The following is a 13422-nucleotide window of genomic DNA, read 5'->3' as shown; positions in this document are numbered from 1 at the left end:
CCGGGGCATTAAACCGGTAGATGTAGAAAAAATTCGGTGGAGCGGTAGTTCAGTCGGTTAGAATACCTGCCTGTCACGCAGGGGGTCGCGGGTTCGAGTCCCGTCCGTTCCGCCACTTATTTATATTAAGCCTGCTATATTAGCGGGCTTAATAGCGAGAAAGATTTAGGGGCGTAGCTCAGTTGGTAGAGCACCGGTCTCCAAAACCGGGTGTCGCGAGTTCGAGTCTCTCCGCCCCTGCCATATATAATCCTTTGCTTCGGCAAAGGATTTTTTTTGTCTTTAATTTCTTCCCTCACACTGCCTTTCTTGCCTTTTGGTCACTCCATCCATGGAGTCAGATCGCTATTCCAGGATGCTGCTTTTCAGGATCTCGCGAATATGTGCCTGCTTATCGCTATTTTGTAGCCAAATGGCATACAGAGGACGTGAAAGCGTCGCGCTATCGGTCACCGTGTGCAGGCCGGTTTTCTGCTGTGCCCAACTAACGGGTAACCAGGTACAACCGTTCAGCGTACTGAGTTGCTGATAAGCCAGTTCGGCGGAGCTCGTTGTCAACAGCGGCACATCATCGCTACCGATCAAACCCGCTTCGTTTTGCTGGAAGTCTGGTCCCCATTCCAGGCGCAGGTAGTTTAAATCATTCTTATTTTTTCCCGGCGTGGCACAATAGAGCGCCAGGGTGAAATGACCCAATAACTGGCTGCTTAATTCATCCATCTTCGGTGATTCAGTGGTGATCAGGAGATCAAGCTGGCGTTCATGCAACTGCTTTACTAATGACTGGCGCTGGGCTATCCGCGCCTCAAATTGCAGGTTATAGGGATCGTTGTAGAGTGTCCCCAGCCAACCGTTCAACAGGCATTCCCACAGCGATGCGCTGGCGCCGATCGAAAATTCATTATGGCGAGAAGAGTGGGCGACCTCCTTACGCGCGGCCTGCCAGGTATTCATCAACGTTTCGGCATAGGGCAACAGTTTCTCGCCGGCTGACGTCAGGCGAATATTGTTACGATGGCGGGTGAATAAATTTACGCCCAGCTGGTTCTCCAACTGACGAATGCGGAAGCTAACCGCTGATTGTGTTAAATAAAGCGCTTCCGCTGCCCGCCCAAAGTGGCGAGTTCTGCTCACTTCAAGGAAAGTTTTGAGCAATTCCGTGTCCACACTCTTCTCCGCAAAATTATTTGTCGTGATGATTTAAATGTTTTGTTTGACGCTCTGTCAAGCGTAACTAATACTCCGCGCCATAAATAGCTCGGCCAAAGAATCAGGAGCGTGTAGGATGGCGGAAAGCTTTACGACGACTAATCGTTTTTTCGACAATAAAAATTATCCACGCGGGTTCTCCCGTCACGGTGATTTCACCATCAAAGAGGCGCAACTGCTTGAACGTCATGGTTACGCCTTTAATGAGCTGGAATTGGGTAAACGCGAGCCTGTTACCGAAGATGAAAAACAGTTCGTTGCGGTATGTCACGGCGAACGTGAGCCAGTAACCGACGCGGAACGCGTTTGGATTAAGTATATGGCGCGAATCAAACGTCCGAAGCGTTTTCATACCTTATCTGGCGGCAAGCCGCAGGTTGAAGGCGCTGAAGACTACACTGAAAGCGACGATTAAAAAAAAGGGCGAAAGCCCTTTTTTTATGCCATCAGCGTCTGCAGGTGATTTAACATGCGGTCGATAGCCCGGTAGCTTAGCGCCTCCTGCAAATGATGACGTTCAATATCCCTATCCTCATTAAGATCGGCGATAGTACGCGAAACTTTCAGTAAACGTTGCCATGCGCGGATTGAAAGCCCTAATAGTGACAGCGTCTGTTCCAGCCATATCGCGTCGTCTTCTTTCAGCTTGCACCAGACTTTTATCTCCCCGCTATCCAGTTGCGCGTTCAGTTTATTCTGCCGTACGAGCTGTCTGTCGCGCGCCGCTAATACCCGTAATCGGATGGTGGCGCTTCGCTCTTCGCCGCCGCCACCCCGGCTTAATACGCCCGGCGGAGGGAGCGGAATTTCAAGCGAAAGATCGAAGCGGTCGAGAAATGGCCCTGATAATCGGCCCAGGTAGCGTAGGGTCTGTTCCGGCGTGGCCCGATTATGCTGACCCTGATAATGTCCTGTTGGGCTGGGGTTCATGGCGGCAATCAGCTGAAATCTTGCGGGATAATCAATCTTAGCCCGAGTGCGGGAAAGATGAATTTTTCCTGATTCGATGGGCTCTCGTAGTGCATCCAGAACCCGACGTTCGAATTCGGGTAGTTCATCAAGAAACAGAATACCGTTATGTGCAAGGGAGATCTCTCCAGGGGCCGGGATTGAGCCGCCGCCGACCATCGCCGCTAGCGAAGCGCTATGGTGAGGGGCGCGAAAAGGCCGCCGACGCCACTGGCGCGTGACGTAATGAGCATTGACGAGGCTGAGAATAGCCGCGCTTTCCAGCGCTTCCTGGTTGGTTAGCGGCGGTAAAAGCCCCGGTAAACGGCTGGCGAGCATCGTCTTTCCTGTCCCCGGCGGACCCATCAAGAGCAAATTGTGACCGCCAGCTGCGACTATCTCCAGCGCGCGTTTTCCCTGCTGTTGGCCAATGACATCGCCGAGATCGTCATAATCATTGTCGTCTGTCGCGATTTCGCCAGCTGGCGGTTGCAGAGTATGTTTCCCCTCCAGAAACGCGCAAACTTCCTGCAGGTGTCCGGCTATAAGGCACTCATTGCCGCCAATCAAACCGACCTCTTCGGCATTATCTCCGGCAACGATGATCTTCCTCCCGGCTTTTATTGCCTCCATAGCGCTGGATATAGCCCCTGGAACGCCGCGTAACGCGCCTGTAAGGGCTAATTCGCCAATAAACTCATACTGATTAAGTTTCGGTGCGGCAAGCTGCTGCGAAGCGACCAGGAGCGCGAGAGCAATAGGTAAATCATATCTCCCTCCTTCTTTGGGCAGATCGGCGGGTGCGAGATTGATGGTTATCTTCTTCGCTGGAAAGCTGTAGCCGCTGTTAATAATGGCGCTACGCACCCGATCGCGGGCTTCCTTTACCGTGGTTTCCGGTAGACCGACCATCGTCAAGCCGGGGAGTCCGTTGCTGATATGGACTTCGACAGTAATTAGCGGCGCGCTGACCCCGAGCGCCGCGCGGGTATAGACAATTGCGAGTGACATAACGCCTCCTGAGCGGAATGATTATGTCTATTCAAACGGTTTCATAAACCTGTGAATATTTAATTTTACGTTGCCTGTTCCAGACAATTACCTGCAAAGTTTTGCATTTTCATTGTCTTGGGAGTACGCGCGAAAATCCGTCATGAAGCCGTTTTAATGCCGTGAAACACTGCAGCAAACGCGAGAATAAGCTGAATTTTTTTCATTTTATTTTTTTCTTTTTAAAAACAACTGGTTTAATAAAAATCGTTAGCAAGATCAGAAAATGGAACATAAAAAAATCTTGTGCTTAATGTGATGTCTGTGGTAACTCTTTAGGTATTCCTTCGAACAAGAAGCCAGAAAGAACAGAAAATGACAGCCCTTCTACGAGTGATTAGCCTGGTCGTGATTAGCGTGGTGGTGATTATTATCCCACCGTGCGGGGCTGCACTTGGACGAGGAAAGGCTTAGAAATCAAGCCTTAACGAACTAAGACCCCCGCACCGAAAGGTCCGGGGGTTTTTTTATAACTTAAAAAACATAAGCGAGGAGCAGAAGATGGGTTTTAGCATAAAATTCTGTTTCTCCCGATCTATGACGGGGAAGTAACTATGAACGGGGCGCAGTGGGTGGTACATGCTTTGCGAACACAGGGTGTCGATACGGTATTTGGCTATCCGGGTGGCGCGATTATGCCGGTTTACGATGCATTGTATGACGGCGGCGTGGAACACCTGCTGTGTCGACACGAGCAGGGCGCCGCAATGGCCGCTATCGGTTATGCCCGCGCGACCGGCAAAACCGGAGTCTGCATCGCCACTTCCGGCCCTGGCGCCACCAACCTGATCACCGGTTTGGCGGATGCGTTACTTGATTCCGTGCCTGTTGTTGCGATCACCGGCCAGGTGGCGGCGCCGTTTATCGGCACCGATGCTTTTCAGGAAGTGGACGTTCTCGGTTTGTCGCTGGCCTGCACCAAACACAGTTTCCTGGTGCAGTCGTTGGAAGAGCTGCCGCGCGTGATCGCGGAAGCTTTCCAGGTGGCAAACTCAGGCCGTCCTGGGCCGGTACTGGTTGATATCCCTAAGGATATCCAGCTGGCTAAAGGCGAATTAGATCCGCATTTCTCTACCGTTCCTGACGATGTTGAGTTTCCTCACGCAGAAGTCGAGCAGGCGTTAGCGATGCTTGCGCAGTCCCATAAGCCGATGCTGTACGTGGGCGGCGGCGTCGGAATGGCGCAAGCGGTACCGGCCGTGCGCAAATTTCTGGCGGTGACGAAGATGCCTGTCACCTGCACCCTGAAAGGGTTGGGCGCCGTTGCCGCGGATTATCCGTATTACCTTGGCATGCTCGGTATGCATGGCACCAAGGCGGCAAATCTGGCGGTGCAGGAGTGCGATTTACTGATTGCCGTCGGCGCCCGTTTTGATGACCGGGTGACCGGCAAGCTGAATACCTTTGCCCCGCACGCCAAAGTAATCCATATGGATATTGACCCGGCCGAGCTGAACAAACTGCGCCAGGCGCACGTCGCTTTAACTGGAGATTTAAACGCCATGCTGCCAGCGTTGCAGCAGCCGTTGGCCATCGATGCGTGGCGCGAGCACAACGCGCAGCTGCGCGCGGAGCACGCCTGGCGTTACGATCATCCCGGCGAGGCGATCTACGCGCCGCTGTTGCTCAAGCAGCTTTCCGATCGCAAACCGGCGGATTGCGTCGTGACGACCGATGTCGGCCAGCACCAAATGTGGTCGGCCCAGCACATGACCTATACCCGTCCGGAAAATTTCATCACTTCCAGCGGCCTGGGCACCATGGGCTTCGGCCTGCCGGCAGCCGTCGGTGCGCAGGTGGCCCGCCCGGACGATACGGTTATCTGTATCTCCGGCGATGGCTCTTTCATGATGAACGTGCAGGAGCTGGGCACCGTTAAGCGCAAGCAGTTACCGTTGAAAATCGTGCTGCTGGATAACCAACGTTTAGGTATGGTTCGCCAGTGGCAGCAACTGTTCTTCCAGGAGCGTTACAGCGAAACCACGCTTACCGATAATCCTGATTTTCTTACGCTGGCCAGCGCTTTCGGCATTCCAGGCCAGCACATCACCCGTAAAGACCAGGTTGAAGCGGCACTCGACACCATGCTTTCGAGCCAGGGGCCATACCTGCTTCATGTCTCAATCGATGAACTTGAGAATGTCTGGCCGTTGGTGCCGCCCGGCGCCAGTAATGCAGAAATGCTGGAGAAATTATCATGATGCAACATCAGGTCGCTTTACAGGCTCGCTTCAACCCCGAAACCTTAGAACGCGTGCTGCGCGTGGTGCGCCATCGCGGTTTTCAAATCTGCTCAATGAATATGGAAACCGCGTCGGATGCGCAAAACATAAATATCGAACTGACCGTTGCCAGCCAGCGGCCCGTCGAATTACTGTTTAGTCAGTTACGCAAACTGGTCGACGTCGCCTGCGTCGAGATCCAGCAACCCACATCACAACAAATCCGCGCCTGAGCGCAGAGGAATAAAAAAAATGACGACGAAGAAAGCTGATTACATTTGGTTCAATGGCGAGATGACTCCATGGGGCGAGGCGAAAGTACACGTCATGTCCCACGCGCTGCACTACGGGACTTCGGTATTCGAAGGTATCCGCTGCTACGATTCTCACAAAGGGCCAGTGGTGTTCCGCCATCGTGAACACATGCAGCGTCTGCATGATTCAGCCAAAATCTACCGTTTCCCGGTTTCTCAGAGCGTTGACGAGCTGATGGAAGCCTGCCGCGAAGTTATCCGTACCAATAAACTGACCAGCGCTTATATCCGTCCGCTGGTGTTTGTTGGCGATGTTGGCATGGGCGTTAACCCGCCAGACGGTTACAAAACCGACGTTATCATCGCGGCGTTCCCGTGGGGTGCATACCTTGGCGCAGAAGCGCTGGAGCAGGGGATCGATGCGATGGTTTCTTCCTGGAACCGCGCGGCGCCTAACACCATCCCAACCGCAGCGAAAGCGGGCGGCAACTATCTCTCCTCTCTGCTGGTCGGCAGCGAAGCGCGTCGTCACGGTTATCAGGAAGGTATCGCGCTGGACGTTAACGGCTATATCTCCGAAGGCGCAGGCGAAAACCTGTTTGAGGTGAAAGATGGCGTGCTGTTTACTCCGCCGTTTACCTCTTCCGCGCTGCCGGGTATCACCCGCGACGCCATCATCAAGCTGGCGAAAGATCTCGGTATCGAAGTCCGCGAGCAGGTGCTGTCCCGCGAATCTCTGTACCTGGCGGATGAAGTGTTCATGTCCGGTACCGCTGCGGAAATCACGCCGGTACGCAGCGTTGACGGTATCCAGGTCGGCGCAGGCCGCCGCGGTCCGGTGACCAAACGCATTCAGGAAGCCTTCTTTGGCCTCTTCACCGGTGAAACGGAAGATAAATGGGGCTGGCTGGATCCGGTAAGTAAGTGATTAAAAATGGGACGGCACGCACCGTCCCATTGCATAAACAGAGATGGGAGTAAAAAGAGCATGCCTAAGTACCGTTCCGCCACCACCACACATGGCCGCAATATGGCGGGCGCCCGCGCGCTGTGGCGCGCAACCGGGATGACCGATGCCGATTTCGGCAAACCAATCATCGCCGTTGTTAACTCCTTTACCCAGTTTGTTCCAGGGCACGTGCATCTGCGCGATCTCGGCAAACTGGTTGCCGAGCAGATTGAAGCTGCGGGCGGCGTCGCTAAAGAATTCAACACCATCGCGGTGGATGATGGGATCGCCATGGGTCACGGGGGTATGCTCTATTCACTGCCATCCCGCGAGCTCATCGCCGATTCAGTCGAGTACATGGTTAACGCCCACTGCGCCGATGCCATGGTCTGTATCTCCAACTGTGACAAAATCACCCCGGGGATGCTGATGGCCTCCCTGCGGTTGAATATTCCGGTGATCTTTGTTTCCGGCGGCCCGATGGAGGCCGGGAAAACTAAGCTGTCTGACAAAATCATCAAGTTGGATCTGGTTGATGCCATGATTCAAGGGGCAGACCCGAAAGTCTCTGACGATCAGAGCGAACAGGTAGAGCGTTCCGCCTGTCCGACCTGCGGTTCGTGCTCGGGTATGTTCACCGCGAACTCAATGAACTGCCTGACCGAAGCATTAGGCCTGTCGCAGCCGGGTAATGGTTCTCTGCTGGCGACCCATGCCGACCGTAAAGCGCTGTTTCTCAACGCCGGTAAACGTATCGTTGAACTGACCAAACGCTACTACGAGCAGGACGACGCTTCCGCGCTACCGCGCAATATCGCCAGCAAGGCGGCATTTGAAAACGCCATGACTCTCGATATCGCAATGGGCGGCTCAACCAATACCGTACTGCACCTGCTGGCGGCGGCGCAGGAAGCCGAAATCGACTTCACCATGAGTGATATCGACAAGCTGTCCCGCAAAGTGCCGCAGCTGTGTAAGGTGGCGCCGAGTACGCAAAAATACCATATGGAAGACGTGCACCGCGCCGGTGGCGTGCTGGGTATCCTCGGCGAGCTGGATCGCGCGGGGTTACTCAACCGCGATGTTAAAAACGTCCTTGGCCTGACGCTGCCGCAGACCCTGGAACAGTACGATGTGATGGTGACCCAGGACGACGCGGTGAAAAAAATGTTCCGCGCCGGTCCGGCGGGGATCCGTACTACCCAGGCGTTCTCGCAGGATTGCCGCTGGGATACGCTGGATGACGATCGCGCTGAGGGATGTATCCGTTCTCTGGAACATGCTTACAGTAAAGACGGTGGCCTGGCAGTACTGTACGGTAACTTTGCCGAAAACGGCTGTATCGTCAAAACCGCTGGCGTCGACGATAGCATCCTGAAATTTACCGGCCCGGCGAAAGTTTATGAAAGCCAGGACGAAGCGGTTGAGGCTATCCTCGGCGGCAAAGTCGTGGAAGGCGACGTCGTGGTTATTCGCTATGAAGGGCCGAAAGGCGGGCCGGGAATGCAGGAGATGCTCTATCCGACCACCTTCCTCAAGTCCATGGGTCTTGGCAAAGCGTGCGCGTTGATCACCGATGGCCGTTTCTCCGGCGGCACCTCCGGGCTTTCCATCGGCCACGTATCGCCGGAAGCCGCGAGCGGCGGCAACATCGCTATCATCGAAGATGGCGACATGATTGCTATCGATATTCCGAACCGCGGTATCCAACTGCAGCTCAGCGATGCCGAAATCGCCGCCCGTCGCGAAGCGCAAGAAGCGCGTGGCGATAAGGCGTGGACGCCGAAAGACCGCGAGCGCCAGGTCTCCTTCGCGCTGCGCGCTTACGCCAGCCTCGCGACCAGTGCCGACAAGGGCGCCGTGCGCGATAAATCAAAACTTGGGGGTTAATCATGGCCGAGTCGCAACCCCTATCCGCCGCCCCTGAGGGGGCGGAGTATCTCCGGGCGGTACTGCGCGCGCCGGTTTATGAAGCGGTGCAGAAAACCCCGCTGCAAAAAATGGACAAGCTCTCTTCGCGTCTCGATAACGTTATCCTGGTGAAACGCGAAGACCGCCAGCCGGTGCATAGCTTTAAGCTGCGCGGCGCCTACGCGATGATGTCCGGCCTGACGGCGGAACAAAAATCAAATGGCGTGATCACCGCTTCGGCGGGTAATCATGCGCAGGGCGTGGCGTTTTCCGCTTCCCGGCTGGGTGTTAAGGCGCTGATCGTGATGCCGGTAGCGACCGCCGATATCAAAGTCGATGCCGTTCGCGGCTTTGGCGGCGAAGTGTTACTGCACGGCGCCAACTTTGACGAAGCGAAAGCCCGCGCGATCGAGCTGGCGCAGCAGCAGGGTTTTACCTGGGTGCCGCCGTTCGATCACCCGATGGTTATCGCCGGTCAGGGAACGCTGGCGCTGGAGCTGCTGCAGCAGGATGCCCACATTGACCGCGTATTCGTCCCGGTTGGCGGCGGCGGTCTGGCGGCAGGCGTGGCGGTGCTGATCAAGCAGCTGATGCCGCAGATTAAAGTGATAGCGGTGGAAGCGGAAGACTCGGCGTGTCTGAAAGCGGCGCTGGATGCCGGTCACCCGGTGGATCTGCCGCGCGTCGGTTTGTTCGCTGAAGGCGTGGCGGTGAAGCGCATCGGCGATGAAACGTTCCGTGTATGCCAGGAGTATCTGGACGACATCATCACCGTTGATAGCGATGCTATCTGTGCGGCGATGAAAGATCTGTTCGAAGATGTGCGGGCGGTAGCGGAGCCCTCCGGCGCGCTGGCGCTGGCGGGGATGAAAAAGTATATCGCCCAGCATAACATCCGCGGTGAGCGTCTGGCTCACATCCTGTCCGGCGCCAACGTCAACTTCCACGGACTGCGCTACGTTTCTGAGCGTTGCGAGCTCGGGGAGCAGCGCGAAGCGCTGCTGGCGGTGACGATACCAGAAGAGAAAGGCAGCTTCCTTAAGTTCTGTCAGCTACTGGGCGGCCGTTCAGTTACCGAGTTCAACTACCGTTTTGCCGATGCCAAAGATGCCTGTATTTTCGTTGGCGTGCGGCTGAGCCGCGGGTTGGATGAGCGCAAAGAGATCCTCGATCTGCTAAGCGAAGGCGGCTACAGCGTGGTCGATCTTTCCGATGACGAAATGGCGAAACTGCACGTGCGCTATATGGTCGGCGGACGACCGTCTAAACCGCTGCAGGAGCGCCTGTTTAGCTTCGAGTTCCCGGAATCGCCTGGCGCGCTGCTCAAGTTTCTGCACACCCTGGGCACCCACTGGAATATTTCGTTGTTCCACTATCGCAGCCACGGCACCGATTTTGGCCGCGTTCTGGCGGCGTTCGAGCTTGGCGAGCATGAGCCGGACTTCGAAACCCGTCTTAATGAACTGGGCTACGAGTGTCATGACGAAACCCATAACCCGGCGTTCCGCTTTTTCCTCGCGGGCTAGTGGTTAGGCAGTATTTTCCAGAACGCATCAATAAGCGGCTCGTACAGCCGCTTTTTTTGTGCGCAGACGCCCAGCTCAAATGGCGTTTTCTCATCGCTGCGATCGAGGATCATCACGCGATTACGTACCGGCTCGGGGCTGTTTTCCAGCACGACTTCCGGCAGTAGCGCCACGCCGCAGCCGAGGGCGACCATAGATACCATGGCTTCATGGCCGCCGACGGTGGCGTAAATGGATGGATTGCTGATTTTATGGCGGCGGAACCACAGCTCGATGCGGCGGCGCACCGGCCCCTGATCGGCCATGATAAACGGCACCGTTGCCCAGTCGGGATGCTCGACCGTGACCTGATTGCGCACCGGGCAGGGTAACGCCGGGGCGATCAGCACCACCGCAAGATTTTCCAGCATCGAAAACGCCACCGAGCCCGGCAGCGTCTCCGGCTTACCGGCAATGGCCAGATCGGCTTCTCCAGTGACCACTTTTTCCATCGCATCAGCGGCGTCGCCGGTCGATAACTTTATCTCTACCGAAGGATGCGCGGCGCGAAAGCGGTCGAGAATCGGTGGCAGATGGCTGTATGCGGCGGTCACGGAGCAGAAAATATGTAGCTCGCCGGAGAGTGACGGCCCCTGCTGGTCGATGGCGTGGCGCAGTTGCTGATACTGCAATAAAGTCTGCTGGGCAAAGGTGCGGAGTTCTTCGCCGGCCTCGGTTAGGGTCACGGTGCGATTATCGCGAACGAACAGCGGCTGGCCGAGGTCCTCTTCCAGGCGTTGAATCTGCCGCGAAAGCGTGGAGGGACTGACATGCATAGCCCGCGCGCTACGGCCAAAATGGCGGCTTTCCGCCAGATGCAGAAAGGTTTTCAGATCGCGTAAATCCATGGCTCAATCCCCTGAGAATAACGTTGCAGTTATTGCAATGTGATGTTGTGAATATATCAATTTTCGCAACGAAATTCCTGTCATATAGTGGGTTCATTCTCGCAAAACGCGAACCGAACAATAAGCACGACAACACAACATCACGAGGTATCACCATGGCTAACTACTTCAACACACTGAATCTGCGCCAGCAGCTGGCTCAGCTGGGCAAATGCCGCTTTATGGGGCGCGATGAATTTGCCGATGGCGCAAGCTATCTTCAGGGTAAAAAAGTAGTCATCGTCGGCTGTGGCGCGCAGGGCTTGAACCAGGGTCTGAACATGCGTGACTCCGGCCTGGATATCTCCTATGCGCTGCGTAAAGAAGCGATCGCCGAGAAGCGCGCATCCTGGCGTAAAGCGACCGAAAACGGCTTCAAAGTGGGTACCTATGAAGAGCTGATCCCGCAGGCTGACCTGGTCGTCAACCTGACTCCGGACAAACAGCACTCTGACGTTGTGCGTTCCGTACAGCCGCTGATGAAAGACGGCGCGGCGTTGGGTTACTCCCACGGCTTCAACATCGTTGAAGTGGGCGAGCAGATCCGCAAAGACATCACCGTGGTGATGGTGGCGCCTAAGTGCCCGGGTACCGAAGTTCGTGAAGAGTACAAACGCGGTTTCGGCGTGCCGACGCTTATCGCCGTACACCCGGAAAACGATCCGAAAGGCGAAGGTATGGCCATTGCTAAAGCCTGGGCAGCGGCGACCGGCGGCCATCGTGCGGGCGTTCTGGAATCCTCCTTCGTGGCGGAAGTAAAATCTGACCTGATGGGCGAGCAGACCATCCTCTGCGGTATGCTGCAGGCGGGTTCTCTGCTGTGCTTCGACAAGCTGGTGGCTGAAGGTACCGATCCGGCCTACGCGGAAAAACTGATTCAGTTCGGTTGGGAAACCATCACCGAAGCGCTGAAGCAAGGCGGCATCACCCTGATGATGGATCGCCTGTCTAATCCGGCGAAACTGCGTGCTTACGCGCTGTCAGAACAGCTGAAAGAGATCATGGCGCCGCTGTTCCAGAAACATATGGATGACATCATCTCCGGCGAATTCTCTTCCGGCATGATGGCTGACTGGGCGAACGACGACAAAAAACTGCTGACCTGGCGTGAAGAGACCGGTAAAACCGCGTTCGAAACCGCGCCGCAGTATGAAGGTAAAATCGGCGAGCAGGAGTACTTCGATAAAGGCGTACTGATGATTGCAATGGTGAAAGCGGGCGTTGAACTGGCCTTCGAAACCATGGTTGATTCCGGCATCATCGAAGAGTCCGCTTATTACGAATCGCTGCACGAGCTGCCGCTTATCGCCAACACAATCGCCCGTAAGCGTCTGTATGAAATGAACGTGGTTATCTCCGATACCGCAGAATACGGTAACTATCTGTTCTCTTATGCATGCGTACCGCTGCTGAAAGAGTTCATGACCACTCTGCAGACCGGCGACCTGGGCAAAGCGATTGCCGAAGGCGCGGTAGATAACGCTCAGCTGCGCGACGTGAACGAAGCGATTCGCAGCCACGCTATCGAAGCGGTGGGTAAAAAACTGCGCGGGTATATGACCGATATGAAGCGTATCGCGGTTGCCGGCTGATTCCTCGTCGTCTTTCGACTTGCCGATGCGTTGGCTACGGTACGTACACCCCAGTCACATAGGAATCTATGTTCCTGGGGATGTACTTCCTTGCCGCCTTCCGGCAAGCCGAAATCCATAGAGGAATGGATTTGTTTAGTAGGCCTGATAAGCGAAGCGCCATCATGCAAAAACCCGGAGATTAAGATCCCCGGGTTTTTTATTATTTCCGGTACAGCACTTTGATGATGTGGTAACCGAACTGGGTATGCAGCGGGCCGGTTGGCTCCAGTTCCGGGCAGGAGAAAACCACTTTATCGAATGCCGGAACCATCTGGCCCTGGCGGAATTCGCCCAGATCGCCGCCGCGTTTTCCTGACGGGCAGATAGAGTGTTTTTTTGCCAGCTTGCCGAAGTCGGCGCCGTTTTTGAGCTGCTCAAGCAGATCGAGAGCCAGTTTCTCTTCTTTTACCAGGATATGCAGTGCTGCCGCTGTTTTAGCCATGATTGCGCCTTGATTGAGTTGGGATAAATCAGGGCGCCATAGTAACACGCGTTAGCGGCGATACAGCACCTTGATGATATGGTAGCCAAATTTGGTTTGTACCGGGCCATAGGGTTTGAGCAGCGGACAGCTGAACACGGCTTTATCAAACGGAGCGACCATCGCGCCCTGCTGGAACTCCCCCAAATCGCCGCCATGGCGTCCGGACGGACATTTTGAGTAGCGCTTCGCCAGATGATCGAAGCTGACGCCCCGTTCCAACTTGGCGAGGATCTCGTGTGCCAGTTTTTCTTCTTTGACCAGAATATGCAGGGCCGCTGCGCTTTTTGCCATTACCGGAGCCTCAGGATG

At 55.4% G+C, this 13422-nt stretch carries 13 protein-coding genes and 2 tRNA genes; 10 read left to right on the top strand and 5 right to left on the bottom strand.

Annotated features, from left to right (window positions below; translation table 11 throughout):
- Nucleotides 1–38 precede the first annotated feature (38 nt).
- Together AC22LX_RS24155 and AC22LX_RS24150 are read left to right on the top strand one after the other, a co-directional pair.
- Nucleotides 39–115: transfer RNA gene (locus AC22LX_RS24155), tRNA-Asp, on the top strand.
- Nucleotides 116–167: 52 nt separating this feature from the next.
- A tRNA-Trp gene (locus tag AC22LX_RS24150) sits at nucleotides 168–243 on the top strand.
- Between the two features lie 102 nt (nucleotides 244–345).
- Here AC22LX_RS24150 and hdfR read toward each other — a convergent pair.
- Nucleotides 346–1167, bottom strand: a complete 822-nt coding sequence (hdfR, locus tag AC22LX_RS24145; protein ID WP_487334255.1) for an HTH-type transcriptional regulator HdfR — start codon at nucleotides 1165–1167, stop codon at nucleotides 346–348.
- A 118-nt stretch (nucleotides 1168–1285) separates the two neighbouring features.
- On the opposite strand from hdfR, the gene AC22LX_RS24140 reads away from it, so the two are divergent.
- The gene (locus AC22LX_RS24140; protein WP_045362345.1) at nucleotides 1286–1624 is read left to right on the top strand and encodes a MaoP family protein; all 339 of its coding nucleotides are present in this window, start codon (nucleotides 1286–1288) and stop codon (nucleotides 1622–1624) included.
- 23 nt (nucleotides 1625–1647) lie between these two features.
- Here the strand turns inward: AC22LX_RS24140 and AC22LX_RS24135 are convergent, their stop codons facing one another.
- Nucleotides 1648–3168: a YifB family Mg chelatase-like AAA ATPase gene (locus AC22LX_RS24135; protein ID WP_045395541.1), complete on the bottom strand. Its 1521-nt coding sequence runs from the start codon at nucleotides 3166–3168 to the stop codon at nucleotides 1648–1650.
- Between the two features lie 354 nt (nucleotides 3169–3522).
- Between AC22LX_RS24135 and ilvL the strand changes: the two genes are divergently transcribed.
- The 6 genes from ilvL (at nucleotide 3523) to ilvA (ending at nucleotide 10069) form a co-directional block, all read left to right on the top strand.
- Nucleotides 3523–3621 (top strand): ilv operon leader peptide, encoded by a 99-nt coding sequence (ilvL, locus tag AC22LX_RS24130; RefSeq protein WP_001311244.1) that lies wholly within the window; start codon nucleotides 3523–3525, stop codon nucleotides 3619–3621.
- 140 nt (nucleotides 3622–3761) lie between these two features.
- The gene (ilvG, locus tag AC22LX_RS24125) at nucleotides 3762–5408 is read left to right on the top strand and encodes an acetolactate synthase 2 catalytic subunit (protein ID WP_045395543.1); all 1647 of its coding nucleotides are present in this window, start codon (nucleotides 3762–3764) and stop codon (nucleotides 5406–5408) included.
- Nucleotides 5405–5662: an acetolactate synthase 2 small subunit gene (gene ilvM, locus AC22LX_RS24120; protein WP_015368897.1), complete on the top strand. Its 258-nt coding sequence runs from the start codon at nucleotides 5405–5407 to the stop codon at nucleotides 5660–5662. Before ilvG ends, ilvM begins: the two co-directional genes overlap by 4 nt.
- A 19-nt stretch (nucleotides 5663–5681) precedes the next feature.
- Complete coding sequence (locus tag AC22LX_RS24115; RefSeq protein WP_008807980.1) at nucleotides 5682–6611, top strand: branched-chain amino acid transaminase; 930 nt, start codon at nucleotides 5682–5684, stop codon at nucleotides 6609–6611.
- Nucleotides 6612–6671: 60 nt separating this feature from the next.
- On the top strand, nucleotides 6672–8522 hold the full coding sequence (gene ilvD, locus AC22LX_RS24110) for a dihydroxy-acid dehydratase (protein ID WP_015368896.1): 1851 nt from the start codon (nucleotides 6672–6674) through the stop codon (nucleotides 8520–8522).
- Nucleotides 8523–8524: 2 nt separating this feature from the next.
- Nucleotides 8525–10069 carry a threonine ammonia-lyase, biosynthetic gene (gene ilvA, locus AC22LX_RS24105; RefSeq protein WP_015368895.1) on the top strand — a complete coding sequence of 515 codons (1545 nt, stop codon included), beginning with the start codon at nucleotides 8525–8527 and terminating at the stop codon, nucleotides 10067–10069.
- Here ilvA and ilvY read toward each other — a convergent pair.
- A complete protein-coding gene (gene ilvY, locus AC22LX_RS24100) occupies nucleotides 10066–10956 on the bottom strand; it encodes an HTH-type transcriptional activator IlvY (protein ID WP_015703964.1) in 891 nt (296 codons plus the stop codon). The genes ilvA and ilvY overlap by 4 nt on opposite strands.
- Before the next feature lie 155 nt (nucleotides 10957–11111).
- On the opposite strand from ilvY, the gene ilvC reads away from it, so the two are divergent.
- Entirely contained in the window at nucleotides 11112–12587 is a 1476-nt protein-coding gene (ilvC, locus tag AC22LX_RS24095) for a ketol-acid reductoisomerase (protein ID WP_015703965.1), read from the top strand.
- Between the two features lie 202 nt (nucleotides 12588–12789).
- Here the strand turns inward: ilvC and ppiC (AC22LX_RS24090) are convergent, their stop codons facing one another.
- Together ppiC (AC22LX_RS24090) and ppiC (AC22LX_RS24085) are read right to left on the bottom strand one after the other, a co-directional pair.
- A complete protein-coding gene (gene ppiC, locus AC22LX_RS24090; RefSeq protein WP_002883180.1) occupies nucleotides 12790–13071 on the bottom strand; it encodes a peptidylprolyl isomerase PpiC in 282 nt (93 codons plus the stop codon).
- 51 nt (nucleotides 13072–13122) lie between these two features.
- Complete coding sequence (gene ppiC / locus AC22LX_RS24085; RefSeq protein ID WP_032709514.1) at nucleotides 13123–13404, bottom strand: peptidylprolyl isomerase PpiC; 282 nt, start codon at nucleotides 13402–13404, stop codon at nucleotides 13123–13125.
- Nucleotides 13405–13422: the final 18 nt, after the last annotated feature.

It is taken from the genome of Klebsiella sp. PK01 (assembly GCF_057624675.1).
This window is presented reverse-complemented; position numbering and strand designations above follow the sequence as displayed.

Excerpts from the sequence above, each read along its gene's own strand:
- ilvD (WP_015368896.1), top strand. The coding sequence starts at position 6,672 with ATGCCTAAGTACCGTTCCGCCACCACCACACATGGCCGCAATATGGCG.
- ppiC (WP_032709514.1), bottom strand. The coding sequence starts at position 13,404 with ATGGCAAAAAGCGCAGCGGCCCTGCATATTCTGGTCAAAGAAGAAAAA.
- AC22LX_RS24115 (WP_008807980.1), top strand. The coding sequence starts at position 5,682 with ATGACGACGAAGAAAGCTGATTACATTTGGTTCAATGGCGAGATGACT.
- ilvA (WP_015368895.1), top strand. The coding sequence starts at position 8,525 with ATGGCCGAGTCGCAACCCCTATCCGCCGCCCCTGAGGGGGCGGAGTAT.
- ilvY (WP_015703964.1), bottom strand. The coding sequence starts at position 10,956 with ATGGATTTACGCGATCTGAAAACCTTTCTGCATCTGGCGGAAAGCCGC.
- AC22LX_RS24135 (WP_045395541.1), bottom strand. The coding sequence starts at position 3,168 with ATGTCACTCGCAATTGTCTATACCCGCGCGGCGCTCGGGGTCAGCGCG.
- ilvL (WP_001311244.1), top strand. The coding sequence starts at position 3,523 with ATGACAGCCCTTCTACGAGTGATTAGCCTGGTCGTGATTAGCGTGGTG.
- AC22LX_RS24140 (WP_045362345.1), top strand. The coding sequence starts at position 1,286 with ATGGCGGAAAGCTTTACGACGACTAATCGTTTTTTCGACAATAAAAAT.
- ilvC (WP_015703965.1), top strand. The coding sequence starts at position 11,112 with ATGGCTAACTACTTCAACACACTGAATCTGCGCCAGCAGCTGGCTCAG.
- ppiC (WP_002883180.1), bottom strand. The coding sequence starts at position 13,071 with ATGGCTAAAACAGCGGCAGCACTGCATATCCTGGTAAAAGAAGAGAAA.
- ilvM (WP_015368897.1), top strand. The coding sequence starts at position 5,405 with ATGATGCAACATCAGGTCGCTTTACAGGCTCGCTTCAACCCCGAAACC.
- ilvG (WP_045395543.1), top strand. The coding sequence starts at position 3,762 with ATGAACGGGGCGCAGTGGGTGGTACATGCTTTGCGAACACAGGGTGTC.